Raw genomic sequence first — 25,466 nt, forward strand, 5'->3', positions numbered from 1 at the left:
GAATACGCGTGGCGAGAAGGACGGGCGAGGGCAGGCAGACCAGCGAGAAGGACGGGCGGGGCCCGGACGCCCTAGGGGACGTCCGAACCCCGCCCGAAATGGCGGCGGCTCTAGATGGAGGTCTACGCCAGGCGCGCGATGATCTTCTCGAGGCGGTCACAGGCGTCGTCGACCTCGGCGCGCGTGATCACGAGCGGCGGGAGGAAGCGCAGGATGGAGTCGCCGATGTGGTTGAGCACCAGCCCCTCGGCGAGGCCCTCCTCCACCACGCGGGCGGCGACCGGCGCGTCGAGTTCGGCCCCGCGCATGAGGCCGTGGCCGCGCACCTCCACCACGTGGTCCATGGCGGTGAGACGGTGGCGCAGGTGCCGGCCGACGGACAGGACGTGCTCGCCGATGCCCAGGTCGGTGAGGGCGCTCACGCAGGCGAGGCCCGCCGCGCAGGCCAGCGGGTTGCCGCCGAACGTGGAGCCGTGGTCCCCGGGGCCCATGAGGTCGGCCACCTTGGCGCGGGCGGCGACGGCTCCCATGGGGAACCCGTCCGCGATGCCCTTGGCCATGCTCACCACGTCGGGCTCGATCTCCGAGCGCTGGTAGCAGAACGGGGAGCCACAGCGATAAAAGCCCGTCTGCACCTCGTCGATGACGAGCAGGATGCCCTTCTCGGTGCAGAGGTCGCGCACGTCGCGCAGGTAGTCGTAGTTGGCGTTCCAGACGCCGCCCTCGCCCTGCACGCACTCGAGCATGACGGCGCAGACGCCGCCGCGCTCCACGCGCTCGCGCAGCGCGTAGATGTCGTTCAGGGCCACGGTGACGAAGCCCTCGGGCAGCGGGCGGAAGCTGCGGTGGAACTTGTCCTGGCCCGTGGCGGCGAGCGTGGCGAGCGTGCGGCCGTGGAAGCTCTGGCGCGCCGTCACGATGATGCTCGCGCCGCCGAGCTTGACCTCGCCCCAGCGGCGGGCGACCTTGATGGCGCCCTCGTTGGCCTCGGCGCCGGAGTTGGCGAAGAAGGTGCGCCAGCGCGTGCCGGTGGAGCCGACCACGTGGCCGCCCTCGTCGGTGGTGGTGGAGAGCATCGTGGAGAGCGCCGCGGCCAGGCGGGTGCGCTTCTCGTCATAGAAGTAGTTGCCCGTCTGCCAGACGCGCCCGAGCTGGTCGCGGATGGCGTCGGCGACGGTGGGGTTGCAGTGGCCGAGGCTCGCGCAGCCGATGCCGCCGAGCAGGTCGAGATACTCCTTGCCCGTGGAGTCCACGAGCGTGGCGTCGTGCCCCGAGACGAACTCGACAGGGTAGCGACCGTAGGTGTGCATGACGTAGTCGGCGTCCGCCTTCATGACCCGCTCCTCGACGGTCGAGAAGTTCGGCGCGTCGTGCTTCTCGTCAGCTGGCATGGGACATCCTTTCCCCTAGGCATTGTCCTGCGTGAACATGGTACCGCAGCCCGCGTCGGTGAAGATCTCCAATAGCAGCGAATGCGGGAAGGTTCCGTTGAGAATGACGACCTCGGAGACCCCCGCGTCGAGGGCCTCGGCGATGGAGCGGATCTTGGGCAGCATGCCGCCGTCGAGCGTTCCGGAGTCGAGCAGCTCGTGGGTCTCGGCGCGCGTGAGGCTCTGAATCAGGGAGTCCTCGTCGGAGACGTCGCCGTAGAGGCCGTCGACGTCGGTGAGGTAGATGAGCTTGTCGGCGCCCATGGCCTCGGCGATCTTTCCTGCCGCCACGTCCGCGTTGATGTTGAAGAAGCCGTCCGGGGCGCATCCCACCGTGGCCACCACCGGGATGTAGCCGTCCTCGAGGATCGTCTCGATGAGGCTCGGGTCCACCTCGCGGATGCGGCCCACGCGCCCGAGCTCGGGGTCGATGGGCTCGGCCTTGAGGGTCTTGCCGTCCGCGCCGGAGATGCCCACGGCGTTGTGCCCGTACTCGTTGAGCGCCCAGACGAGGTCCTGGTTGACCTTGCCCACGAGCACCTCGCGCACGGCCTCCATCGTGGCGTCGTCGGTCACGCGCAGGCCGCCCTTGAACTGCACGGGAAAGCCCAGCGCCTTCACGTGCGCGCTGATGGCCTTGCCGCCGCCGTGGACGAGCACGATGCGGATGCCCAAGAGCTTGAGCATCTCGATGTCAGCCACCACCTGGCGGCAGAGCTCGGGGTTCTCCATGGCCGATCCGCCGTACTTGATGACGAAGGTCTTGCCTGCCATGCGGTGGATCCACGGCAGGGCCTCGTTCAGGACGTCGACCTTCGAGGAGGCGCGCTCGCGCTCCTGCCTGTCGCGCTGCTTCATGGTTGCTCCTTAGATACGCTGGCGAGAAGAACGTGGGGCGGCAGGGCCGCCTCGGCCCCGTGCCCACGCTACGTGCGGTAGTCGCCGTTGATCGTGACGTAGTCGTGGGTGAGGTCGCAGGTCCAGACGCGGGTTGACGCCTCGCCCATGCCCAGGTCGATGGTGACGGGGATCTCCGGCGCCTCGAAGCGGCGCAGCATGTCCTCCTCGTCCATGGGGACGGTGAGGCCCGCGCGGCAGACCGGAACGCCCAGAAAGTCGATGTCCACGGCGTACTGGTCGAAGGGCACGCCGCACTTGCCCGCGGCGGCCGCCACGCGGCCCCAGTTGGCGTCATGGCCGAAGATCGCGGTCTTCACGAGCGGCGAGTTGGCGATCGCGCGGGCCACGGTGTCCGCATCCTTCTCGCTGGCGGCGCCCGTGACGGTCACGGTCACGAGCTTCGTGGAGCCCTCCCCGTCCGCGGCGATCTTGCGGGCGAGCTCCACGCACGCGGCTCGCACCGCCGCCGCCACGGCCGGGTACGCGGGGTGCGTAAGGTCGATCTTCTCGCCGCCCGCCGCACCGGTGGCGAGCAGGATGCAGGTGTCGTTGGTGGAGGTGTCCGAGTCAACGGTCACCTTGTTGAAGCTCTGTCCCACGGCGGCGGAGAGGGCCTCGCGCGCGGCCTCGGCCGTGAGCGGGGCGTCCGTGGCGAGCACGGCGAGCATCGTGGCCATGTTGGGCTGGATCATGCCCGAGCCCTTGACGAAGCCGCCCACGTGCACGGTCACGGTGCCGCCGCCCGCCTGCGGGACCTCGCCCGCGATGGAGACCTCCTTGGGCACGGTGTCCGTGGTCATGACGGCGCAGGCGGCGTCATGCGCCCCGGCGGCGCTCGGCGCGAGCGCGGCCACGGCGGCCGGCACGCCCTCCTCGTAGGGCCCCCACGGCAGCGGCACGCCGATCACGCCCGTGGAGCACACGAGCACGTCCTCGGCGGCACAGCCCAGCTCGGCGGCCACGCGCTCGCAGGCGCGCTCGGCGCAGGCCAGGCCTGGCTCACCGGTGGCCGCGTTGGCGTTGCCGGAGTTGAGCACCACGGCACGGGCGCGGCCGTCCGCCACGTGGGCGCGACTCACCGTGACGGGCGCCGCGCAGAAGCGGTTGGTCGTGAACGTGGCCGCGGCGACGCAGGGCTCCTCGGCCGTCACGAGCGCCAGGTCCAGACGCTCGGGGTTTCTGCGAAAGCCGGCCGACACGCCGGCGGCGCTGATGCCGGAGGCGGCGCAGACGCCGCCCTCGCAGGGCGAGAAGCCGCAGGCCTCGGGCGTGTCCGGCGCCACGGGGACCGCGAGCGGTGAAAGGTCAGACATGTGTTCTTCTCCCTTGGAAGCCCGGGAGCGCCGCTCCCGGGTGCTAGATGAGGGGCGCCGGGGCAAGAAGCCCCGTGGTCTCGGGAAGCCCCAGCACGACGTTGGCGCACTGGACGGCCTGGGCGGCCGCGCCCTTCCCGAGGTTGTCGATCGCGCAGGACGCGACGATCGTGCGTCGTCGTCGGGCGTCGAGCGCCACGCCCACCTGGGCGCGCGCGGTGGCGGCGACGGACGCGGTGGCGGGCATGCTTCCCGCGGGAAGCATCGTGACCAGCGGCTCGTCCGCATAGGCGCGCTCGTAGGCGGCCTGCACGTCCTCGGCGGTGACATCGGGGGCCGCCTCGAGGTAGACCGTGGAGAGGAGGCCGCGCGTGAGCGGCGCCAGGTGCGGCGTGAAGACCACGGACATCTCGCGGCCCGCCATCTCGGAGAGCGTCTGCTCGATCTCCGGCGTGTGGCGGTGATGCCCCACGCCGTATGCCTCGACGGACTCGTTGGCGTGGCAGAAGTGGGTGCGCGCGTTGCAGCCGCGGCCGGCGCCGGAGACGCCGGAGATGGCGTCGGCGATCACGAGGTCGCCGGTCGCGATGCCGGCGGAGAGGGCGGGCGCGGCGGCGAGCGCCGTGGCCGTGGGATAGCAGCCCGGCACGGCCACGAGCACGGCCTCCCCGGCGGCGCGGCGCTCGGCGAGCGCGGACACGCCGGCGCGGAAGAGCTCCGGCAGGCCGTAGACGGTCTGGCCGAGAAGCTCGGGGCTCGTGTGCGGGGTGGCGTACCAGGCCTCGTAGACGGCCGGGTCATGCAGGCGGTAGTCCGCGGAGAGGTCGATCACGTGCACGCCGCGGGCGAGCAGCTCCGGGGTGAGCGCGAGGCTCGCGGTGTGCGGCACGGCAAGGAACGCCACGTCGGCCGCCGCGGCGATGGCGTCGGGCTCCGGAAGCGAGAGCACCACGTCGCACGCGCCCGCGAGCGACGGGTAGACGGCGTCCAGGCGCGTGCCGGCCTCCTTGCGGTCCGTGGCCATGGCCAGCTCGAGCTCGGGGTGACCGAGGACCAGACGACAGACCTCGACGCCCGCGTATCCCGTCGCCCCCACCACGCATGCCCTGATGCCCATGACGCAATCCCCCACGTTCTTCTCGCCTGCTGCACTACGCACAAGTTATGCGGGGCGTCGCCGAGTGTCAACGACGCAGGGGCATTCGGACACCGGACGGATACACTTCCGCGGGGGTCTCCGAGTTGGGGGCCGTCCCCGACTCACAGGCCGCGCTCGCGGAGGCGCGCGTCGATCTCCTTGAGCGTGATGCGCGCGGCGAAGAGCTGCCGGTAGGTTGCCGACTTCACCCTGCCGGCCGCCGCCAGCTCGTCCATGCGGGCCTTCGTGGCCTCGAGCTCGTCGCGCACGCCGGCCGCGAACTCGTCGTAGGCGGCAAGGCGCGCCGCGTCGTTCTTCTCGCCCAAACCCTTCTCGCCCATCAGAAGTTGGCGCCGTTCCAGCCGAAGCTCGGCGTCCATCCGTAGCGGATGTAGACCCGGGCGGGGTCCACGCCCAGCTCGCGGCAGATCGCGGGCGTCGCCTCCTCGGTGAAGCGCTCCCATGCGGACGCGGGCACCTCGGAGCGCGCGAACACGCTCACGTCGACGAGGGCGCACGGCTCGGAGTCGTCCCCCGCGAAGTAGATGTGGGCGTCGTCCTCGAAGAGGCACATGAGCCAGGACTCGGACTTGCCGGGGACGGCCTCGATCGCGCGGCCGTAGGCGGACTTGAGGGCCTCGCGGGCCGCGGGCGCGATGGGCGCGGAGCAGTAGGTGTGGACGACGGGCATGGCGGCTCCTCTCTGTCGGATGCACCCAGCATAGCGCCAACCGGGCGAGATGCGCGGCGGCGCACGATCTTGGGTATCCTACCCGCAGGGGCGAAAGGAGAATCGGATGGGCTTCCTTGGAAAGTGGTTCGTGACGGCCATCGCGTGCGCGGTGGCCATCTGGCTCGTGCCCGGGATCGCGCCGGTCGGGGGCACCTGGATGGGGCCGATCGTCTGCGCGCTCGTGCTCGCGCTGCTCAACGCCACCGTCAAGCCGGTGATGCAGGCGCTCGCCATACCCTTCACCATCGCCACGCTTGGCATCTTCTATCTAGTGGTCAACGCGTTCGTGCTCGAGCTCGCGAGCTGGCTCTCGCGCAACATCTTCCACGCCGGCATCGCCATAGACTCGCTCTTCTCGGCAATCCTCGGCTCGATCGTAATCTCGCTCGTAAGCATGTTCGTGGGCGGCGTCGTCGGGGCAGACGACTAGGGGTCAAAATTAATCCGCCCTGTGGGCGCGACGGCTTTTGCTCAACTGGGAAAACGCTCCGGAGGAGTCCCACAGGGCGGATTAATTTTCCGTCTCCCCCTGAGCCCTCGGCGCTCCGACGAGTCCGGCGACCCGGCGCGCGACCCGCGTCGCCGCGTCTGCGGCGGCGTCCGTGATCGCCTCGCCCGCGGCCGCCGCCCCCGCCCCCACGAGCTCCCCGAGGAGGCCGCGCATCATGTCGCGCGTACGCGGGTCGACCTCCCTCAGCGAGGCGACGACCTTCTGGACGGCCGTCGGCGTGGCGAAGAGGTCCTCGAAGGTGGTGGCCCCACCGGCCGAGAGCCCGTCGAAGAGCTCGTCGGTGAGCAGGCGGCGGTCCTCGGGGTCGAGTCGCGCGAGCCACGCCGAGAACGAGCGCGCCACGACGAGGCACTCCGGGTCAGGCCCGTCCGCCTCCACGAACCCCGCGGGGCCTACCTGCCAGGAGAGCGGGTCGTGCTGAAGGCTTCGCTCCGCGGAGCTCCTCACGATGGTGGCGGGGGCGTCGTCGGAGAAGAACCGTCCCACGACGCTGTAGGCGGGGATGACGCGGGTATAGCGCTCCCCCATCACGTCATGGCAGCTCACGGGCATCACGGAGCGATCCATGCCGGGCCCGTCGTTGCTGTAGACGCGCTCGATCGCAGCGGCGAGAAGGACGGGCGCGCTCGCGGCGGCATAGGCGGCGAGATTCCCGCCCTTCGAGTGCCCGCCCACGCGCACGCGACGCCCCCGCGCGGCGGCACGCTCGAGCTCGCGGGCGAGGTAGTCGGCGGCGGCGCGCTGCGCCTGCGTGACGGCGAAGCTCAGGACGAAGTTCTCGCGCCAGCCCACCAGCGTGGTGTCAGTGCCTCGGAAGGCGACGTAGGTCTCGCCGTTGTCGAGGTCGGCGGTGACGGCGGAGAACTGCATCACGCGCTCGTCGTCGCGCACGTCGACGTAGTCGCGCAGGAGGGCGTCGCCGAGCCGTGCCGAGCCGCCGGCCGCCACCACGAAGCGCTCGTCGATCGTCGCGAGCGAGCGCACGCGCGCGGCCACGTCCCCGCCCGAGCGGGCGAGCAGCTCGCCGCATGCGTCCGTGAGGCGTGCTCCCGGCTCGCCGTGACCGCCGACGATGCCCGTGAGGTCGAGGTAGGAGAGCGTCGCCAGCACGAGGTTGTCCACGTCGTTGAACGGCCGCTCGGCGAGCGTGATGTCCCCGCGCAGCTCCAGATAGTCCCGAACGTCCGCCACAGCCCCTCCGTCCTTATTGCCACGCTGCTCTTATTCCCCGTCAAGCGGCCCCGAAACGGCGGGCCCCGCCCCTTTGCAAAGCATGTTTCCTGAGCGCTACGCGCGAAGCAACATTCTTTCCCGGCGGTAAAGCAGCCCCGAAACGGCGGCGCCCCGCCCCTTTGCAAAGCATGTTTCCTGAGCGCTACGCGCGAAGCAACATGCGTGCAAAGGGGCGGGGCGCCCCAGCGACGGTAAGGACGCTACGCCATCACCTTGCGGAACAGCTCCACGACGGCGGCGTGGTCGGCCTCGCGCGGGTTGCCCGGGAAGCAGGCGTCGGCGATGGCGTCGTCGGCCAGCTGGTCGAGGTCGGCCTCAACCAGGCCGTCGCACGTGGGCTTGATGTTGACGTCGGCGGAGAGCTGGCGCACGGCGGCGATGGCGGCATCGGCGGCCTCGTCGTCGCTCATGCCGGTGGTGTCAACGCCCATGGCCACGGCGACCTCGGCAAGGCGCTTGGTCACGACGGGCTTGTTGTACTCCATGGCGACCGGCAGCAGCATGGCGCAGGCCACACCGTGCGGGGTGTCGTAGTGAGCGGAGAGCGTGTGCGCCATGGCGTGGTCGATGCCCAGGCCCACGTTGGAGAAGCCCATGCCGGCGATGTACTGGGCGAGCGCCATGCCCTCGCGACCGGGGCCGGGAACGCCGCTCTTGGCCTCGGCCACGGCGTCGCGCAGGTGCTTAGAGATGAGCTGGATGGCCTTGTAGTGGAACATGTCGGAGAGCTCCCAGGCGCCCTGGGTGGTGTAGCCCTCGATGGCGTGGGTGAGCGCGTCCATGCCGGTGGCGGCGGTGAGGCCGGCGGGCATGGAGGCCATCATGTCGGGGTCGACCACGGCAACGTCGGGGATGTCGTTGACGTCGACGCACACGAACTTGCGGACCTTCTCGGGGTCGGTGATCACGTAGTTGATCGTGACCTCGGCCGCGGTGCCGGCGGTGGTGGGCACGGCGATGGTGAAGACGGCGTGCTTCTTGGTGGGTGCGACGCCCTCGAGGGAGACGACGTCGGCGAACTCGGGGTTGGCGACGATGATGCCGATGCCCTTTGCGGTGTCCATCGAGGAGCCGCCGCCGATGGTGACGATGCAGTCCGCACCGGAGGCCTTGTACGCCTCGACGCCGTCCTGGACGTTCTTGATGGTGGGGTTGGGCTTGATCTCCGAGTAGAGCTCCCAGGCGATGCCCGCCTCGTCGAGAAGGTCGGTCACCTTGGCCACGACGCCGAACTTCACGAGGTCGGGGTCGGAGCAGACGAAGGCCTTCTGGTATCCGCGGCGCTCGAGCTCGCCGGGGATCTCCTTGATCGCGCCGGAGCCGTGGTAGGAGATGTTGTTCAGGACGAAGCGGTTGACTGCCATGCTGTGACTCCCCCTTGGGTCGCGAGTGCCGGAATGCCGGCCGTCCGCAGGGTAGTATGCGCCCAAAGCGTCATGTTGGCGGAAGCCGACTCCGCGGGCGGCGCGTTCTTCTCGGCAAAGCACGACAGAGGTTGACAAAGGTGACAGGGTCAATTGTCATAAGAGAATAGTGTGACAATTGACCCTGTCACCTCTGTCATGAGACGCGCCGGGAGCCATCGTGAACGAGAAGATCAAGCAGCTTGCCACCGCCTACGCCGACGAGTGCCACGAGGAGGAGCTCGAGCTGCTCCGCACGCTCGCGCAGATTCCCGCCCCCTCCGGTCACGAGGAGCGCCGCGCCGAGTTCGTCCGCGACTGGCTGCTCGCGCAAGGCGCGCCCGTGGGGTCCGTGCGCATCGACGGCGCGAAGAACGTGATCTTCTCGCTGCCCGCCGGCCCCCGCGCGACCGACGACGGAATCGCCGTCTTTGCCGCCCACACCGACGTCGTCTTCCCCGACACCGAGCCGCTGCCGCTCGCCGAGAGCGCGACGCGCCTGCTCGCGCCCGGCGTGGGAGACGACACCGCCAACCTCGTGGGACTGCTCCTCGCGGCCCGCTACCTCATGCGCAATCGCGTCGACCTCGACCGGCCGCTGCTCGTCGTGGCCAACTCCTGCGAGGAGGGGCTCGGCAACCTCGCCGGCACGCGGGAGCTCTTCCGCCAGTACGCCGGCCGCGTGCGCGAGTTCACCTCGTTCGACCTCTATCTGGGCATGCACGTGGTGTCGGCCGTCGGCTCGCATCGCTGGCGGGTCATGTGCCACACGCAGGGCGGCCACTCGTGGGAGAACTTCGGGCGCGACAACGCCATCGAGGAGCTCTGCTCCATCATCGAGGACCTCTACGCGATGGAGCTCCCCACCGCCGCCAAGACCACCATCAACGTCGGTCGGTTCGAGGGCGGCACCACCGTGAACTCCATAGCCGAGGACGCGAGCGTGCTCGTCGAGTACCGCTCCGCGTCCGAGGAGTGCCTTGAGCTGATGTACGGGAAGTTCGTGGGGCTCGTGGAGGAGCACCTTCGGAAGGGCTCGCGCATCGACGTCAAGCTCATCGGCCGGCGTCCCGCGTCCGGCGAGCACGTGCCCGCGGGGCAGGGCGAGCTCATCGCCCGGACCGACGAGGTGCTGCGCGAGCTCGGCGGCGTGACGCCCACCCACCAGGAGTCCTCGACGGACGCAAACATACCGCTCTCGCTGGGAATCTGCGCCCACACCGTGGGCACCGTGGAGGGGGACCTCCTCCACACGCGCGAGGAGTGGGTCGAGAAGGACAGCCTCCGGCGCGGCCTCGCCGTCATCCTCGCGCTCATGCTCGCGCACGCGACCGACGTCGAGCGCCACTGACGCCGCCCCACTGGCACGCCACTGACGTCAGGTTTATTTGGCACGTCCGGCGCATCCCAACCTCGCGGCAAAAAAAATGGAGCCCGCAGGCTCCGCTCGACCTCTCGTATGGGCGCTGGCGCTACGCCGCGCGGACGCACTTGACGAGCAGGTGCGAGTCAGCGTGGTTCTGCTCGTGAGCGGAGAACCACTGGTCAACGTCGTTGAACAGCATCTTGGGGCTGTCAGCCCAGAAACGACGCTCGTGGCCGTCGAAGAACGCGCGATACTCGCCGCTCATGAACCAGCCGTTGTGGCACGCCCTCAGCACCTTGCGCTGACGGGAGCCCATGTTCTTGACCTTGGTCATGTTCTTCCCTCCTTTCCTCTCTTCTCGTTACCTCGTTCGTTATACCCAATTATTCCGTCCATCGAAAGCATCTTGACAGAATCATAACAATTGACTACTCGAAGATGAGTGCAGCGTCAGGGTTTTGGCCGAGACGCGTCATGGGGCGCCGCAAGGGCGGCGGGTCGGCGCGGCGTTGCGGAAAGTGGGGTCGTGGCAGCTTGCCGCGGGAGCGACCTCGCGTTCTTCTCGCCCCTGTTGCGACGTCGGGGGTCATGGCAGCCGCGGGACCGCCAGAACCCCCGAAACCGCTGCGCGAATCGCCCCCCGGGCTGCCACACCCCTCGCCCTTGCAGCGCGCTCGTGGGGGCGCCGCGCGCGAGCGATACAATCTTTCTATACCGCATGGCCTCAAGGGAGGAAGCGTGAATCTCAAGCAGCTCGAGTACTTCGTCGCGATCGTCGAGGAGGGGCAGGTCACGGCCGCGGCGAGGCGCCTTCACATCTCTCAGCCGCCGCTCTCCTACGAGCTCGCGCAGCTCGAGCGAGAGCTCGGCTGCGAGCTCGTCCGCCGAGGGCCGCGCGGCGTCACCCCCACCGACGCGGGCAGGCTCCTCTACGAGCGCGCCGGGCGCATCCTCGCCATGGCCACCGCCACGGCGCGCGAGGTCTCAGGCGTGGGGAAGGGCCTCACGGGCACCGCGTGCCTCGCGGTCTGCGCGGGGGCGGCCGGGCTCGTGCCCAGCGCGCGGCTCCGGGAGCTTGCCGGCGGCGAGGGCGTGTCGTTCGAGGTCCGCGAGGGGAGCGTCCCCGCAGTGATCGAACTCGTGACGAGCGGCATCGCCGAGGTCGGCGTGGTGCGAACGCCCTTCGCCAGCGCCGGGCTGCGCTGCCGCTACGCGCCCGCCGAGCCCCTCGTCGCCGTGATGCCACCGTCGATGGAGACGGGCGGCGAGCTTGAGGTCTCGCTCGAGGAGCTCGCCTCGAGCCCGCTCGTCTGCGACCGTCGGCTCTCCGAGCGGGTGGGCCACGCCCTCGCGACGCGCCACCTCGAGCCGCGTCTTGCCTGCGTCACCGAGGACGAGCGCACCACCTGCGCCTGGGCTGCGACGGGCATGGGCGTGGGGCTCGTCCCCCGCTCGATGCTGAGGGTGTGCGACACCGGGGACCAGTTCATCAAGACCGTGACCGAGAAGGACCTCGAGACGCGCGCGGCGGTCATCTGGAAGGCTGACCGCGCGCTCACGACGCTCGCGGAGCGCGTCGTGGCACTTCTCGGCGAGCTGGACTAGGGTCGGTCGCGCGGGCGAGAAGGACGCGCAGACTGTCGCATCTCCCCCGCACGCCCACAGCGCGGGGGCTTCGCGACGTTTCTCGGCCCAGAAGTGTCGCCTCGGCCCCGCACAGGCTCCGCGCGGGGCCGAGGCGACAGATCGTCCCGACATGAGGGCGCCCCCGGGCGGGAAGGAGGTCCCGGGGACGCAGGGTCAGCCTGAAGACGCGCTATCGGAGGTCGTCGTCCTTCTCGGCGTCCGAAGCCTCGATGGGAGAGACGGCGGGCTCGGAGGAGGGGCTCGAGTCGCCGGAGCCCTCCTCCATGCCCTCGCGCACGTTCTTGACGGTCTTCCCGATGGCCGAGCCGATCTTGGGCAGGTTCTTCGGCCCGAAGATCACGAGGACGATGACGAGAATGACGGCCAGCTCGGGCACGCCCATGCCAAGAATCATGCGGCACCTCCAATGACGCGGTTCTTCTCGTCACATCGTAGGGCTCCATGAGGCCACGGTAAAATACATAAGAGAAGGGGATGCCATACAAGCAATGTATGGCATCCCCGACCTGTCCCAAAATCTCTGAGAGAAAAAACACGTCCCTTTTTTGCTACTCGATCTCGTCTTGGTCGAAGACGTGGAAGCCGGCCTTCTCGATGGCCCAGCTCGCCTCCGCGGCGCTCGCGGGGTCGGCGATCTTGAGCGCCAGGACCGCAAGGTCGTCGGTCGTCGAGAAGCAGTAGAAGTACTCGATGTCCACATCGAGGTCGTCGAGCTTCTCGAGCAGGTCCGCGGCGCCGCCCGGGTGGTGCGGCACGGCGATGGCCATGACCTTGGTCTTGATGGCGCGGTAGCCACCGGCGTCGAGCGCGGCGATCGCGGCGTCGGTGTCGCTGCAGATGATGCGCACGATGCCGTACTCGGTGGTGTCTGCCACGGAGAGCGCCGCCATGTTGATGTTGGCGTCACCGAGGGTGCGGCACAGAGACGCGATGCGGCCGCGCTTGTTCTCGAGGAAAACCGTAATCTGATCAATCATTACTTGATCCCCTTTCGCAGGTCGACGATGCGCTTGGCCTTGCCCTCGCTGCGCGCGATGGTCTTGGGCTCAACGAGCTTGACCTTGACGCCCACGGAAAGGGCCGTCTTGAGGCGCGCAGAGATCTCCTTCTGCAGGCGCTCGACCGCGGCGACGGAGTCGAAGGCGAAGTCGGGGTTGACCTCGGCCTTGAGCGTGACCATGTCGAGCGAGCGGTGGTCGGTGTCGACCTCGATCTGGTACCAAGAGGAGACCTGGTCGAAGGTCTTCATGACGTCCTCGATCTGGCTCGGGAAGACGTTGACGCCGCGGATGATGAGCATGTCGTCGGTGCGGCCGTGGATGCGGTCGATGCGGCGGTGCGTGCAGCCGCAGGCGCACTCGCCCGGCAGGATGCGCGTGATGTCGCGCGTGCGGTAGCGCACGACCGGCGACGCCTCGCGGTCGATCGTGGTGAGCACGAGCTCGCCCCACTCGCCGTCGGGCAGGACCTCGCCGGTGTTGGGGTCGATGATCTCCGCGTAGAAGTGGTCCTCGGCCAGGTGCAGGCCGTTCTGCTCCCAGCACTCGATGGCAACGCCCGGGCCCATGGTCTCGGTGAGGCCGTAGACGTCGAGCACGTGGTAGTTGAGCTTGCGCTCGAGGTCGCGGCGGAAGTTGTCCGAGAAGGGCTCGGCGCCGTGGATGCCCGCGCGCAGGTGGAAGTCGCGCGCCGGGTCGATACCCATCTCGAGCGCGGTGTCGGCGATGTGCATGGCGTAGCTCGGCGTGCAGCAGATGATCGTGGAGCCCATCTCCTTGAGCACGCGGATCTGGCGCTCGGTGTTACCCGCGGACATGGGGATCGTGGTGGCGCCGGAGTAGAGGCCGCCGTAGTGCGCGCCCAGGCCACCGGTGAAGAGGCCATAGCCGTAGCAGACATGGACGACGTCGTCCTTGCCGCCGTTGGCGTACTCGATGCCGCGCGCGAAGCACTCGCCCCAGATGTCAAGGTCGTGCTGGGTGTAGCCGCCCACCGTCGCCACGCCCGTGGTGCCGGAGGACATGTGGATCTCCTTCACCTCGGAGAGCGGGGTGGCAAACATTCCGTAGGGGTAGTTGTCGCGCAGGTCCTGCTTGGTGACGAACGGCGCCTTCTGCAGGTCGTCGAGGTCCTTCACGGCGTACGGGTCAAAGCCGGCCTCGTCAAAGCTCTTCTTGTAGAACGGCACGTTCTCGTAGCACGCAATCACGGTCTTCTTGATGCCCTCGAGCTGGATCTCCTCGATCTGCTCGTGGGGCGCGTGGAGAATCTCCTGCATCTGCCCTACCCTTTCTGGAACCCAAAACCACAGATGGGGAGATTTTATGGCGAGAAGGGCGGTCGTGCCTCAGGCGTTCGCAAACTGAAACGCGTGCCGCCGGTACCAGGCCCGTGCCAATGGCGTCAGGTTCGTTTGGCACGCGGACTCACGCGTGCCAAACGAACCTGACGCCATTGGCACGCTCACCGCAGCGCCTCGAGGCGGCGGAGCACCGTCCTGGTGGCCTTGATCGCCGCCTGCACGTTCTCCTCGGCGTCATCGATGCGCTTCTGCACGTAGAGGTCGACGAAGGGGTTGTCCACGAGGATGTCGAGCGCGGAGGCGAGGCCGCCCACGTTCACGCGGAGCTCCTCGATGCCGCGCACGTCCGAGACCTCGCGCGTGAACGCGTAGAGGTCAGCGCGGGCGCTCTCGAGCGCCTCCTCGGCATCGTCGAGCCGCGAGCGCTTGACCAGGCTCGAGATGATGCCGCCCGCGAGGATGTCGAAGAGGCCCCAGTTGCTCGCACTGCTGAGGGCGTCCGCCGCCGTCTCGAGCGAGGTGAGCGCGCGACGTCCCGCCGCCACGGCCTCGGCCACCTCTCGCCTCTCGTCCGGTGTCATGGTTCCTCCTCGGCTCGACGTTCTTCTCGCCATGGTAGCAGTCGTGGCAGGGGGACGGGACGGCAACGGCTCGCTCATCCCCCTGCCGCGCTGGGAACGATACCGCTCGCGGAGAATATTCCGCATCCCGCCGAGCGAGGTGCATACTTTGACTATCTGTGAGCACGAGGGGAAGGATGCACCATGCTTCGAGTCGGTCTTCTCACGAGCGGCGGCGACTGCCAGGCGCTCAACGCCACCATGCGCGGCATCGTCAAGACGCTCTACCGCCAGTCCAAGGAGCCCGTCGAGGTCTACGGCTTCGAGGACGGCTACCAGGGCCTCATCTACGAGCGCTACCACATGATGGACAATCGCGACTTCTCCGGCCTGCTCACCCGCGGCGGGACCGTCCTCGGCACGAGCCGCACCCCCTTCAAGCTGCTCGACACGCCCGAGGCCGACGGCGTCAACAAGGTCCAGGCCATGAAGGACACCTACAAGAAGCTCAAGCTGGACTGCCTGTTCATGCTCGGCGGCAACGGCTCCACCAAGACCGCCAACCGCCTCTCCCAGGAGGGCCTGAACGTCATCGCGCTGCCCAAGACCATCGACAACGACACCTACGGCACCGACATGACCTTCGGCTTCACGAGCTCCGTCGAGGTGGCCACCCGCTGCATCGACGAGATCCACACCACCGCCTCGAGCCACGGCCGCGTCTTCGTGATCGAGATCATGGGCCACAAGGTCGGCTGGATCCCGCTGTACGCGGGCGTGGCCGGCGGCGCCGACGTCATCCTCATCCCCGAGATCCCCTACGACATCGAGAACGTCATCCGCGTCATCGAGGACCGCGACAAGGCCGGCTCGCGCTTCACCATCGTCGTGGTGGCGGAGGGCGCCATCTCCAAGGAGGAGGCCGCTCTCTCGAAGAAGGAGTACAAGAAGCTCGTGGCCGAGCGCACGAGCCCGTCGGTCGCCTACGACATCGCGGCGGAGATCGACAAGCGCACCGGCCGCGAGATCCGCATCGCCATCCCCGGCCACACCCAGCGCGGCGGCACCCCCGACGCCCAGGACCGCATCTTCGCCACGCAGTGCGGCGCCGAGGCTGCGCTCGCCTGCCTCAAGGGCAAGTTCGGCGTCATGATCGCGCAGGTCAACGGCAAGATGTGCCGCGTGCCGCTCGAGGACGTGGCCGGCAAGCTCAAGTACGTCGACCCCAAGGGCGACCTCGTCAAGGAGGCCAAGGCGCTCGGCATCAGCTTCGGCGACGAGTAGGGCGCACCCAACGGCACGAAGGCGGGCGCGGGGTCCTCGACGGGCCCCGCGCCCTTTTGCGCCCCGACAAGGGCGGCGAAACTCGCCTAAAAGGGGCCTGGCCCCTTTTAGGCGAGCTCCACCGAGTCGGCGCCGTCGATGCGGAGGTCGGCCTCGTAGAACGCCGTCAGCGCGGCGATGCCGAGCGCCGTGTCGCGCGCGCCCGCCGTCTCGTACACGGAGTGCATGGCCAGCTGCGGCAGCCCCACGTCCACGGCGTGCACGCTCACCTGGGTGTTGGAGAGGTTGCCGAGCGTGGAGCCGCCGGGCACGTCGGAGCGGTTGGCGAAGGCCTGGTACGGCACGCCCGCGCGCTCGAGCACGGCGACGAGGGCGGCGCGGCTGAAGGCGTCCGTGCAGTAGCGCTGGTTGGCCGCCTCCTTGATGACGAGTCCGCCGTTGAGCCGGCAGCGGTTCGCCGCGTCGTACTTCTCGGGGTGGGCCGGATGGACGGCGTGCGCGTTGTCGCAGCTCACGAGCATGGAGCCGGCAAGCGCGCGCAGGTGCTCCTCGGGCGTGCGGCCGAGCGCCGCGCTCGTGCGGGAGAGCGTGTCGGCGAGCAGCGTCGAGAGCGCCCCCTGCTTGGTGCCCGAGCCCACCTCCTCGTTGTCAAAGCACGCGTAGACGCTCACGTCATGCGGGTTCTCCGCCGCGAGGAAGGCCTCGAGCGCCACGTAGGCGCACTGGAGGTCGTCAAGATGGCCGGCGGAGACGAACTCCTGCGCGCGACCCCAGACGCGCGGCTCCTCGTGGGCCACGAGGAAGAGGTCGCGCGCGAGGACGTCCGCCGGCTCGCAGCCCGCGGCCTCGGCCACCATCTCGTCAAAGGCCCCCGCGGAAAGCTCCCCCGCCGAGAAGAGCGGGCAGAGGTCAACCGCGCGGTTGAGCTCGGGCGAGAGCCCGCTCGTGCGGTCGAGGTGGATGGCGAGGCTCGGGATGAGACAGACGTCGTCGGCGATGTCCACGAGACGGCTCTCCACGCGCGCGCCGTCGCGCACGAGCACGCGGCCCGCAAGCCCGAGCGGGCGGTCCAGCCACGTGTGGTCGAGCATGCCGCCGTAGGCCTCGACGTCGAGGCGGAGATACCCCTCCGGCCCCTCGAGCGCGGGCACCGCCTTCACCTTGTAGGTGGGCGAGTCACCGTGGGCGGCGGCCAGCTGGAAGTGGTAGCCGCACTCGGGGAGCTCGGCCCCGACCTTCCACGCCACGACGCTCGAGTTGTTGCGGACGGTGTAGTAGCGCCCGCCTGCCTCCATGGCCCACGCCCCGCCCTCGGGAAGGTAGGCGAACCCGGCGGCGTCGAGGCGCGCGCGGATGGCGGCGACGGTGTGGAACACGCTCGGGCACGCACGGACAAACTCGACGAGCCCGGCGGCGAAGTCCTTCTCGCTCATAGGTCTCCTTCGGTCGGCTGTGATGCGACCGTCCAGCCTAGCACTTCTCGGCGCGGCGGGCGCCTCCCGACGCACGCCCTCCCGGGTACGTACACGCCGCCTCCCGACGCACGCCCTCCCGGGTACGTACACGCCGCCTCCGGATGCGTACGCAATTTGATAATTAATTCGGTACCATGCGATTAAAACCCGCAGGTGGGAAAGGTGGCGAGAAGAACATCAATCATCGAATCGCGTACGTACCCGGAACAGGCGTGTACGTACCCGAGCAAGGCGTCCCGGGCGTCAGACGAGCATGTTGCGGGCCGTGAACTCCGCCTGGACGGTGGCGAGCATGAGCTCCACGTCGTCGAGGCCGAGGTGGCGCTCGGACTCCCCCGCCTTGAGCGTGCCGCGACGGCGCGCCCAGCTCTCGAGCGACGCCGGCCTCTGCTCGTGGGGCAGGATTCGCGTCTCGGGGTCCACGCGGCGGCAGATGTCGCGCGAGTCCACAACCACCACGCGCCCGGCCTTGCGGGCCTCGGCGTAGCCGTCGATGTGCAGCATGAACCAGGAGTCCTCGAAGGCGGCGTTGTGCGCCATGAACGGGTAGGCGGTGAGCGCGGCGAGAAGGGCCTTCTGCACCTGCTTGTCCTCGCGGAAGGGGGTCTTCCCGTCGAGGTCGGACCACTGGATCTTGTGGATGTCCGCCAGCGGCACGCCCTTCTCGGCATACATCTCGGGCAGGCCGAAGTAGCCGGCAAAGGGGTCGTGCGGCCTGGCCTTGGGCCCGATGGTCATGAACTCCAGGCCCACGTTGATGATGTAGCCGCGCGCCGGGTCGCGGTCGGTGGTCTCGATGTCGATCCCCACGACCATGCCGGAGACCGGAGCGTCCACCCAGGCCACGTTGAGGTCGCGCGCGTCCGGGCCGGAAAGCGCCGCCACCTGCGCGTCGGTGCGGTGCTGGAGCACGGCGACGGCGTGGATGAGGTCGGCCGCGGAGAGACCGCGCGCGAGGCTCGAGGGAGAGAGGTCGCGCAGCTTCTCGATGCCAAAGCGGTCGCAGACGTCGCGGTTGCGGTCCGCGAGGGAGAGCACGAGGTCGTACGAGAACGGCTCGCGGCCGGCGGGCGCCTCCGCCCACGCGGCGCGCAGGACCCCGAGCGCCTCCTCGTTCTTGGCGCGCTCCGCGGAGAGCGAGGCGTCATCCGTGAGGAACCCGGGGAACACGAAGGCGCTCGCGCACTCTATGGCTTGGCTGAGGTCCACGTTGCTCACTCCCGTCCACGAAAAAAGACGCCGAGAAGAACCCGGCGCCTTCCTAGGCTAACAGAACGCGCGGCCGCCTCGGCCTACTCCGCGTAAAACACGCGACCGTCTCTTCTCGGCTTGGGCTCCGGCGTCTCGGCCGGGTACCCCAGGATGCAGTGGCCGATGCCCTCGTAGTCGCCCTCGATGCCCAGCTCGGCGAGGATGGCCTTGCCCTCGGGGGTGTCGAACTCCTCGCGGGCGCGGTGGATCCAGCAGCTGCCGAGCCCCAGCGCGTGCGCGGCGAGCATGAGGTTGCCCATGACGAGGCTGCCGTCGTAGACGCGGTTGCGCTCGCCGCGCGGGGCGAGCACCACGAGGACCACCGGCGCGCCATAGAACGGGTCGCGGCTGGGGTCGCCGATGACCTCGGCGTTCATGGCGGAGAGGCGATCGCGCAGCTCGCGGTTCGTGACGGCCACGATGATGGGGCCCTGGCGGTTCATGCCGCTCGCGGCCCAGAGGCCGGCCTCGACGACCTGGTCGATCAGCTCCCGGCTCGGCACCTCGTCGGTGTACGCGCGGATGCTCCTGCGGTCGAGCATGCCCTGGATGACGTCGCTCATGGCTCCTCCTCGCCTCGATTGCCGCCTGAGGCTGTTATACCCAAGTGCGCGACGTCCCACCCTGGCGCGCGTCGCGCGCTTGCACGAGCAGACTCCGCGGGCGGGGGCGGCGGGATGGCACTCGATTGCGCTTGCGCAGGTGGGCGAGCCGCACGGTTCTTCTCGCCCAGGCGCCGGGCGCGTTTGCTCGTGCAAACGCGGAAGGGGGGCATGCGGCGGCGCGGGGCGAGAAGGACGTGCGCTACTCCCCGACCTCGCGCAGGAGGTCGGCGGGATCCACCCCATAGAGGTGCGCGAGCTTCACGAGATTCGAGGTGGACGGCTCCGAGGCGCCCTGCTCCCACTTCGAGACGGCCTGCCGCGAGACGCCGACCTTCTCGGCCACGAGCTCCTGCGTCATCTTGCACCGCTCCCGATGCGCCCGCAGCACCTCGGCGAGTGAGCGGCGCACCGCCACGGCCTCGGGGTCCTTGGAGACGCGCTCCTGTCGCAGGAACCACCGGATGGCGAGCACCAGCAGCACGACGAACAGGACCCAGGGCACCACCCTGGCAAGGAGAATCGGAATCAGAATCATGAGCTCCGTCGGCCCCAGTCCCATAATCATGACGCCCTCCTTTCACGCGCTTTGCCCCACTGTAGCTGAGCAGGGCGGTTGCGCCCAGCAACTATCGCGCAACGTTCGGTTGCGGCCGGGATCGGTCGGACCCAAGGCGGCGCGGGGCGAGAAGGACGGGATCGGTGGTCGCCAACCTAGGGCCACGTGCCGTGGGGGAACGTTCCCACCCCTTGTTGCCTACGTCTACGGAATCGTTCTCACCTCTGGGCGGGGGCGCCGCTACAATGCGTCCGGGAGCATACGGAGAGCGAAAGGAACCGCCATGACGGAGAAGGCCAGCAGGAAGGGCGCCGCCAAGAGGGCCGCCGCGAGAAAGGCGCCGAAGGCCGTCGCCGCGCCGCGCGTCGCCAAGGCGGAGCGCGTGAGGGCCGACGCCGTCTTCCAGGAGCGCCTGGCCCGGCACCACGACGAGCTTCGCTGGCTCTACATGGAGCTCTATGACAACGGCGACATGTTCGCCGAGCTGCTCGACCAGATGCGGGCCTACTACGACGCGCGCTCCGAGCGGCTGCGCGCCCTCGACGCCGAGCGCGAGGCCGCCGGCGAGTGGTACCGCAGCCGCGACATGCTCGGCATGCAGATGTACATCGACAACTTCGCCGGGAACATCAGGGGCGTGGAGGACCGCCTGGACTACCTCGAGCGCGTGGGCGTGAACTACCTCCACCTCATGCCGTTCCTCGACACCCCCGCGGACAGGAGCCGCTCGGACGGCGGCTACGCCGTCAAGGACTTCCGTCGCGTCAAGCCCGAGCTCGGGACGATGGAGGACCTCGCCCACCTCGCGGAGAAGTGCCACGAGCGCGGCATCAGCCTCTGCATGGACTTCGTCATGAACCACACCTCGGAGGAGCACGAGTGGGCGCGGCGGGCCCGCGCCGGCGAGGGCGAGTACATGAGCCGGTACTTCTTCGAGAGCAACCAGGCGGTGATCGACCAGTACACCCGCGAGGTGCCGCAGGTCTTCCCCACCACGGCGCCCGGCCACTTCACCTACCTGCCGGAGCTGGGCCAGTCCGTGATGACGCAGTTCTACCCCTACCAGTGGGACCTCAACTATCGCAACCCGCGCGTCTTCAACGAGATGATGTACAACTTCCTCTACCTGGCCAACCAGGGCATGGACATCATCCGCATCGACGCCGTGCCCTACATCTGGAAGCAGCTCGGCACCAACTGCCGCAACCTCCCCCAGGTCCACACCATCGTGCGCATGATGCGCATGATCGGCGAGGTCGTCTGCCCCGGCATCGTGCTTCTGGGCGAGGTGGTCATGGCGCCGGTGGAGGTGGTCCCCTACTTCGGGACCGTGGAGAAGCCCGAGTGCCACATGCTCTACAACGTCACGACGATGGCCACCACCTGGAACTCCGTGGCCTGCCGCGACACGCGCCTGCTGCGCTCGCAGCTCGACGCCGTGTGCGGGCTGCCCAGCCAGTACACCTTCCTCAACTACCTGCGCTGCCACGACGACATTGGCTGGGGCCTCGACTACGCCACGCTCAGCACCTGGGGCATGGAGGAGGTGCCGCACAAGCGCTACCTCAACGACTACTTCCAGGGCCGCGTGCCGGGCAGCGCCTCGCGCGGCGAGCTCTACAACGCCGACCCGGTGACCGGCGACGCCCGCTTCTGCGCCACCACGGCCTCCATGTGCGGCATCGAGGCGGCGGGCTTCGAGGGCGACGAGGAGGCGATGGAGGTCGCCATCCGCAAGGACGTCATGCTCCACGCCTACCTGCTCGCGCAGTCCGGCCTGCCGATCATCTACAGCGGGGACGAGGTCGGCCAGGTGAACGACTACGCCTACAAGGACGACCCCGAGAAGGCCGACGACTCGCGCTACATCCATCGCGGCCGCTTCGACTGGTCGCTCGTCGACCGCGTTGACGAGAAGGGCAGCGTCCAGGAGCGCATCTTCGACGCGCTCGGCGAGCTCGAGGCCATCCGCCGGCGCGAGGACGTCTTCGACGCCGACGCGGAGGTGGGCATCGTCGACTACAGCGACCCCTCGATCCTCTGGATCCGCCGGAGCGCCGGGGGCCGCACGCTCAACGCGGTCTTCAACTTCTGCGACGCCGAGAAGACCGTCTGGATGCCGGCCTGCGCCGAATACACCAACCTGCTCACGGGCGAGACCATGGGCTTCGAGACCTTCCAGCTGCCCGCCTGGGGCTTCGTCTGGTACCTCGCGTAGACGCCAAACCTGACAGATTGCCCTGGCACCATTGTCATCATGACAAAGGTGCCAGGGCAATCTGTCAGGCCCTAGGAGAGGATCTTCATCTTGGAGAGGGCGCGGCTGAGCTCGAGGTAGCTGAAGTTCGCCCCCTCGAGCGAGGAGAGGCAGATGGGGATCGCAAGCCGGTCCTTCTGCGCGATCGGCCTCATGACGCAGCCGTCGAAGGGGCCGATGAACTCTCCTCCCACGATGAGCGAGAGGCCATTTCTGTGCTCCATCAGGTCGCCGTACGACTCGAGCGTGGGAATCTCGACGAGCTCCGAGGTCATGCCGTGCGCCGCGTAGGCGCGGCAGACGGACTCGTTGAAGTGGTCGAACTCCGGCGCGAGGGCGACGGGGCACGCGTTGATGTCCTCGAGCGTGAGCTCGCTCTTCTTGGCGAGCGGGTTGGACCCCGCCATAACCACGTAGGGGGACATCGTGCCGAGGCTCCCCGTGACGACGCCCCGCTCCTTCAGCGATCCGACCGTCACGAGGGCGTCGAAGCGCCCCTCCCTGAGCTCGTCGATGCAGGCCGAGCAGGTCGTGAGCACGACGTCGACCTCGCATCCGAGGGCGCGGCCGGCCACGACGCTGATCATCGTGCAGATGCGCTCGATGCCAGGGAACCTGGGCACGCAGAGACCGAGGCGCAGGGCGCGCGAGACGCCGGCCTCGCGAGCGCTTGACCGGGCGAAGCTTACGAGCGCGTCGTACTCCGCGAGCACCCGCTTGGCACGTGCGCCGAAGGCGCGGCCGAGTGGCGTGGGCGTCACCCCGGAGCTCGCGCGGTTGAAGAGCGGGGCGCCCGTCTCCCCCTCGAGCTCGGACATGGCCTTGGAGACCGCCTGGACCGAGACGCCCTCACGCGCGGCAGCGGCAGAGAAGCTCCCCGTGGCGAGAATCGCCACGACGTATCTGAGCTGCTTTATGTTCACGAACGAGCCTCCCTGCGAGACGCGCTGCCGAGAGCTGGTGATACATCAGCGATATATGGCTAGTTTGTCACAGGAGCATTTCGGACGGAGAACATGCGCCCCCTCCTCAAAGCGGAGTTGACGTAACGCCATCTCCCTCCGCTCGGAAGGCCGCCCCCATTTGCGCGGGTTTTCTCGCCACGCGCCGAAAGCCCCTCTCCCTCGGCGAGGGTTGAGAGCTATCGTGTGGGGGCAAGGCGGCCCGTTTCCCCCGCCCCCCGAGAGGACGCCCCATGCACGAGATACCCTGCGACATCACAGACCCGCTGGGCCTGCACATCCAGCTCGCCGTCCTGCTGGCAAGCGAGGCCGAGCGCTGGAGGAGCGACGTCACCCTGGAGCACGCGGGGCGCGTCGTGGACGCCAAGCAGCTCATGCAGCTCCTGATGCTCGGCGTGCGCACGGGCGAGCACGTGGTCGTGACCGTGAGCGGGCCGGACGAGGACACCGCCGCCGGGGCCATCCGGCAGATCACGCGGACGTTCTAGCGCGGGGAGTCGGGCGCCCGGCGTTCTTGTCGCCTTGGCCCCGCAGACCTGCCGTGCGGGGCCAAGGCGACAAGAACGTCCGGCCGTCAGCCCAGCAGCCCGTCGAGCTCCTCTCTCCACCGCGCGACGAGCCGGTCGAGTGACCACGCCGCGTTGGCGGGACTCGTGGACGGCAGCACCCGCGCAGGAAGGCCGCACGCGGGCTCCAGCCACCGCCGATAGAGCCGCCCCGCCGTGCCGCCGTTGCAGATCACGGCCTCGACGGGCGCCGCGCGCAGGATGCGGGGGACGTCGGCCGGAACCACGTTCCTGATGGAGGCGTCCGACGACCCGCGGATGTCGCAGCTCTCGATGACGTCCCAAAGGGCGATGCCGTGGCGCAGGAGCAGCGCGCGCTTGGCCGGGACGTCGCCGTCCGCCGGGACGGGCTCGCCCGCGCACGCGGCGACGACGCGCCAGAAGCGGTTGCGCGGGTTGCCGTAGTAGAAGCGGTTCTCGCGCGAGAGCGCCGAGGGGAGCGAGCCCAGCACGAGCACGCGGGAGCGCTCGTCGAAGACTGGGTCGAACTCGTGGACTATGTGCTCGTAGTCTGCCATGCCACGAGCATAGCGCCCCGAGGCGCCACCTGCGGCCTCAACCTGCCCTTTCATGGGTGTTTGGTGAGAAGGGTCCCACCCGCGCTACACTCGTTACGTTGAAGGGAGTCCCCCAGGATGGACATCAACCAGATCGCGCAGATGGCAGGCGTCTCGCGGGCGACGGTCTCGCGCTATCTCAACGACGGCTACGTCAGCCAGGAGAAGCGCGCCGCCATCCGCCGCGTCATCGAGAAGACCGGCTACGTGCCTTCCCAGCACGCCAAGACCCTGCGCACGGGCAAGACCAACGTCGTGGGGATCATCATCCCCAAGATCAACTCCGCCTCGGTGAGCCGGATGGTCGCGGGCATCACGCCCGTGCTCAACGCCGCCGGCTACCAGGTGCTGCTTGCCAACACGGACAACAACGCCTCGCGCGAGGTGGACTTCCTGCGCCTCTTCTCTGAGAAGAACCAGGTGGACGGCGTCATCCTTATCGCCACCGTCATCACCGAGGAGCATCGGGAGGCGATCTCCTCCCTTCCCGTGCCCATCGTGGTGCTCGACCAGGACGTGGACTTCCGCTCGTGCGTCTTCCAGAACGACTACGAGGGCATGCGGGAGGTCGCCTCGATCGCGCTGCGCTCCGCCAGGCGTCCGGCCTACATCGGCGTCTTCGAGGAGGACGTCGCCGTCGGGCGGATGCGCCGCCAGGGGTTTCTCGCCGCATGCGTCGAGGCCGGCGTGGAGGTGCCCGAGCGCGCGATGCGCATCGCGGAGTTCACCGTTGACTCCGGATACGAGCAGGCGGAGGCCCTGCTCGAGACCTACCCCGAGCTCGACGGCATCGTGTGCGCCACCGACTCCATCGCCTACGGCGCCCTCACCTGCCTGCGCGAGTACGGCCACCGCGTCCCCGAAGACGTGGTGGTGACGGGCATGGACGACTCCGAGATCTCCCAGATCGTCACGCCGACGCTGACCACGGTGCACCTTCACTACAAGTCCTCCGGCGCGCAGACCGCCCGGATGCTCGTGGGCTTCATGACCGGCGAGGAGTACGTGGCGCGCAAGGTCAAGATGGACTACGAGGTGGTGGCGAGGAACTCCACGCGCTAGGACGCGCGCCGACGCCGCGTTGCCATTTGCGGGGTTATGGCAGCAGCGGCGTGCGGGGCGTTGCGAGAAGCGGGGTCGTGGCAGTGATTGGGCTGCCACGACCCCGCTTTTCGCAACAGGGGCGAGAAGAACCGCAGGTCGTTCTTCTCGCCGATTGCCACAGGCCCCGTCCGCGCAACGCGCGGACGCGCCAGATTGCCATAACCCCTCTTTCCGCAGCGACCCGCCATCCCGAGCGCCCCGCGGGCAGGGCGAGAAGAACGTGCGACCGAGCATGCCCCCGCGCACGGACTGCGGCCCCGCCGGCGGAAATCCGTGCGCGGGGGCATGCTCGACCAGACCACCGCTCGCCGAC

26 protein-coding genes are annotated in these 25,466 nt (G+C 68.9%); 7 read left to right on the forward strand and 19 right to left on the reverse strand.

Features of this window, described 5'->3' with window-relative positions:
* Nucleotides 1-122: 122 nt before the first annotated feature.
* The 6 genes from ACULPM_RS08990 to ACULPM_RS09015 form a co-directional block, all read right to left on the reverse strand.
* Entirely contained in the window at nucleotides 123-1,391 is a 1,269-nt protein-coding gene (locus ACULPM_RS08990; protein ID WP_445332187.1) for an acetylornithine/succinylornithine family transaminase, read from the reverse strand.
* Between the two features lie 15 nt (nucleotides 1,392-1,406).
* Nucleotides 1,407-2,288 (reverse strand): acetylglutamate kinase, encoded by an 882-nt coding sequence (argB, locus tag ACULPM_RS08995; RefSeq protein ID WP_445332186.1) that lies wholly within the window; start codon nucleotides 2,286-2,288, stop codon nucleotides 1,407-1,409.
* 68 nt (nucleotides 2,289-2,356) lie between these two features.
* The gene (gene argJ / locus ACULPM_RS09000; RefSeq protein WP_445332185.1) at nucleotides 2,357-3,643 is read right to left on the reverse strand and encodes a bifunctional glutamate N-acetyltransferase/amino-acid acetyltransferase ArgJ; all 1,287 of its coding nucleotides are present in this window, start codon (nucleotides 3,641-3,643) and stop codon (nucleotides 2,357-2,359) included.
* A gap of 43 nt (nucleotides 3,644-3,686) precedes the next feature.
* Nucleotides 3,687-4,760, reverse strand: a complete 1,074-nt coding sequence (gene argC, locus ACULPM_RS09005) for an N-acetyl-gamma-glutamyl-phosphate reductase (RefSeq protein ID WP_445332184.1) — start codon at nucleotides 4,758-4,760, stop codon at nucleotides 3,687-3,689.
* Between the two features lie 143 nt (nucleotides 4,761-4,903).
* Nucleotides 4,904-5,122, reverse strand: coding sequence for a hypothetical protein (locus tag ACULPM_RS09010; protein ID WP_167930305.1), 219 nt, complete (start codon nucleotides 5,120-5,122; stop codon nucleotides 4,904-4,906).
* Complete coding sequence (locus ACULPM_RS09015; RefSeq protein ID WP_445332183.1) at nucleotides 5,122-5,472, reverse strand: hypothetical protein; 351 nt, start codon at nucleotides 5,470-5,472, stop codon at nucleotides 5,122-5,124. Before ACULPM_RS09015 ends, ACULPM_RS09010 begins: the two co-directional genes overlap by 1 nt.
* Nucleotides 5,473-5,578: 106 nt before the next feature.
* Between ACULPM_RS09015 and ACULPM_RS09020 the strand changes: the two genes are divergently transcribed.
* Nucleotides 5,579-5,944, forward strand: coding sequence for a phage holin family protein (locus ACULPM_RS09020; protein WP_445332182.1), 366 nt, complete (start codon nucleotides 5,579-5,581; stop codon nucleotides 5,942-5,944).
* Nucleotides 5,945-6,025: 81 nt separating this feature from the next.
* Here the strand turns inward: ACULPM_RS09020 and ACULPM_RS09025 are convergent, their stop codons facing one another.
* Entirely contained in the window at nucleotides 6,026-7,216 is a 1,191-nt protein-coding gene (locus ACULPM_RS09025; protein ID WP_445332181.1) for an Mbeg1-like protein, read from the reverse strand.
* Between the two features lie 242 nt (nucleotides 7,217-7,458).
* Nucleotides 7,459-8,622, reverse strand: coding sequence for a lactaldehyde reductase (gene fucO / locus ACULPM_RS09030; protein WP_445332180.1), 1,164 nt, complete (start codon nucleotides 8,620-8,622; stop codon nucleotides 7,459-7,461).
* Nucleotides 8,623-8,842: 220 nt separating this feature from the next.
* On the opposite strand from fucO, the gene ACULPM_RS09035 reads away from it, so the two are divergent.
* Nucleotides 8,843-10,012 carry a M20/M25/M40 family metallo-hydrolase gene (locus ACULPM_RS09035; protein ID WP_445332179.1) on the forward strand — a complete coding sequence of 390 codons (1,170 nt, stop codon included), beginning with the start codon at nucleotides 8,843-8,845 and terminating at the stop codon, nucleotides 10,010-10,012.
* Nucleotides 10,013-10,133: 121 nt separating this feature from the next.
* Here ACULPM_RS09035 and ACULPM_RS09040 read toward each other — a convergent pair whose 3' ends face one another.
* A complete protein-coding gene (locus ACULPM_RS09040; RefSeq protein WP_445332178.1) occupies nucleotides 10,134-10,361 on the reverse strand; it encodes a hypothetical protein in 228 nt (75 codons plus the stop codon).
* 404 nt (nucleotides 10,362-10,765) lie between these two features.
* Between ACULPM_RS09040 and ACULPM_RS09045 the strand changes: the two genes are divergently transcribed.
* Complete coding sequence (locus tag ACULPM_RS09045) at nucleotides 10,766-11,632, forward strand: LysR family transcriptional regulator (RefSeq protein WP_445332177.1); 867 nt, start codon at nucleotides 10,766-10,768, stop codon at nucleotides 11,630-11,632.
* Between the two features lie 211 nt (nucleotides 11,633-11,843).
* Here the strand turns inward: ACULPM_RS09045 and tatA are convergent, their stop codons facing one another.
* From tatA to ACULPM_RS09065, 4 genes are all read right to left on the reverse strand, one after another.
* On the reverse strand, nucleotides 11,844-12,068 hold the full coding sequence (tatA, locus tag ACULPM_RS09050; protein ID WP_167930314.1) for a twin-arginine translocase TatA/TatE family subunit: 225 nt from the start codon (nucleotides 12,066-12,068) through the stop codon (nucleotides 11,844-11,846).
* 154 nt (nucleotides 12,069-12,222) lie between these two features.
* Nucleotides 12,223-12,651, reverse strand: coding sequence for an amino acid-binding protein (locus ACULPM_RS09055; RefSeq protein ID WP_167930315.1), 429 nt, complete (start codon nucleotides 12,649-12,651; stop codon nucleotides 12,223-12,225).
* Nucleotides 12,651-13,952 (reverse strand): phenylacetate--CoA ligase family protein, encoded by a 1,302-nt coding sequence (locus ACULPM_RS09060; RefSeq protein WP_445332176.1) that lies wholly within the window; start codon nucleotides 13,950-13,952, stop codon nucleotides 12,651-12,653. Before ACULPM_RS09060 ends, ACULPM_RS09055 begins: the two co-directional genes overlap by 1 nt.
* A 185-nt stretch (nucleotides 13,953-14,137) precedes the next feature.
* Nucleotides 14,138-14,557, reverse strand: coding sequence for a hypothetical protein (locus tag ACULPM_RS09065; RefSeq protein ID WP_445332175.1), 420 nt, complete (start codon nucleotides 14,555-14,557; stop codon nucleotides 14,138-14,140).
* A 183-nt stretch (nucleotides 14,558-14,740) separates the two neighbouring features.
* Between ACULPM_RS09065 and ACULPM_RS09070 the strand changes: the two genes are divergently transcribed.
* Nucleotides 14,741-15,820, forward strand: a complete 1,080-nt coding sequence (locus tag ACULPM_RS09070) for a 6-phosphofructokinase (RefSeq protein WP_167930318.1) — start codon at nucleotides 14,741-14,743, stop codon at nucleotides 15,818-15,820.
* A 107-nt stretch (nucleotides 15,821-15,927) separates the two neighbouring features.
* Here ACULPM_RS09070 and ACULPM_RS09075 read toward each other — a convergent pair whose 3' ends face one another.
* The 4 genes from ACULPM_RS09075 to ACULPM_RS09090 form a co-directional block, all read right to left on the reverse strand.
* Nucleotides 15,928-17,253: a M18 family aminopeptidase gene (locus ACULPM_RS09075; protein ID WP_445332174.1), complete on the reverse strand. Its 1,326-nt coding sequence runs from the start codon at nucleotides 17,251-17,253 to the stop codon at nucleotides 15,928-15,930.
* 285 nt (nucleotides 17,254-17,538) lie between these two features.
* Entirely contained in the window at nucleotides 17,539-18,504 is a 966-nt protein-coding gene (locus tag ACULPM_RS09080) for a 3'-5' exonuclease (RefSeq protein ID WP_445332173.1), read from the reverse strand.
* An 83-nt stretch (nucleotides 18,505-18,587) separates the two neighbouring features.
* Complete coding sequence (locus tag ACULPM_RS09085) at nucleotides 18,588-19,109, reverse strand: nitroreductase family protein (RefSeq protein WP_445332172.1); 522 nt, start codon at nucleotides 19,107-19,109, stop codon at nucleotides 18,588-18,590.
* A 241-nt stretch (nucleotides 19,110-19,350) separates the two neighbouring features.
* Nucleotides 19,351-19,716 carry a helix-turn-helix domain-containing protein gene (locus ACULPM_RS09090; protein WP_445332171.1) on the reverse strand — a complete coding sequence of 122 codons (366 nt, stop codon included), beginning with the start codon at nucleotides 19,714-19,716 and terminating at the stop codon, nucleotides 19,351-19,353.
* Nucleotides 19,717-19,990: 274 nt separating this feature from the next.
* On the opposite strand from ACULPM_RS09090, the gene ACULPM_RS09095 reads away from it, so the two are divergent.
* A complete protein-coding gene (locus ACULPM_RS09095) occupies nucleotides 19,991-21,925 on the forward strand; it encodes an alpha-amylase family protein (RefSeq protein ID WP_445332170.1) in 1,935 nt (644 codons plus the stop codon).
* A 71-nt stretch (nucleotides 21,926-21,996) separates the two neighbouring features.
* On the opposite strand, the gene ACULPM_RS09100 is transcribed toward ACULPM_RS09095, so the two are convergent.
* Nucleotides 21,997-22,887, reverse strand: a complete 891-nt coding sequence (locus ACULPM_RS09100) for a LysR family transcriptional regulator (RefSeq protein ID WP_445332169.1) — start codon at nucleotides 22,885-22,887, stop codon at nucleotides 21,997-21,999.
* 272 nt (nucleotides 22,888-23,159) lie between these two features.
* Between ACULPM_RS09100 and ACULPM_RS09105 the strand changes: the two genes are divergently transcribed.
* Nucleotides 23,160-23,414, forward strand: coding sequence for an HPr family phosphocarrier protein (locus ACULPM_RS09105; protein WP_075280601.1), 255 nt, complete (start codon nucleotides 23,160-23,162; stop codon nucleotides 23,412-23,414).
* 86 nt (nucleotides 23,415-23,500) lie between these two features.
* Here the strand turns inward: ACULPM_RS09105 and ACULPM_RS09110 are convergent, their stop codons facing one another.
* The gene (locus ACULPM_RS09110; RefSeq protein WP_445332168.1) at nucleotides 23,501-24,010 is read right to left on the reverse strand and encodes a DNA-deoxyinosine glycosylase; all 510 of its coding nucleotides are present in this window, start codon (nucleotides 24,008-24,010) and stop codon (nucleotides 23,501-23,503) included.
* Between the two features lie 117 nt (nucleotides 24,011-24,127).
* Between ACULPM_RS09110 and ACULPM_RS09115 the strand changes: the two genes are divergently transcribed.
* Nucleotides 24,128-25,111 (forward strand): LacI family DNA-binding transcriptional regulator, encoded by a 984-nt coding sequence (locus ACULPM_RS09115; protein ID WP_445332167.1) that lies wholly within the window; start codon nucleotides 24,128-24,130, stop codon nucleotides 25,109-25,111.
* Nucleotides 25,112-25,466: the final 355 nt, after the last annotated feature.

The organism is Thermophilibacter sp. ZX-H3, assembly GCF_052599055.1.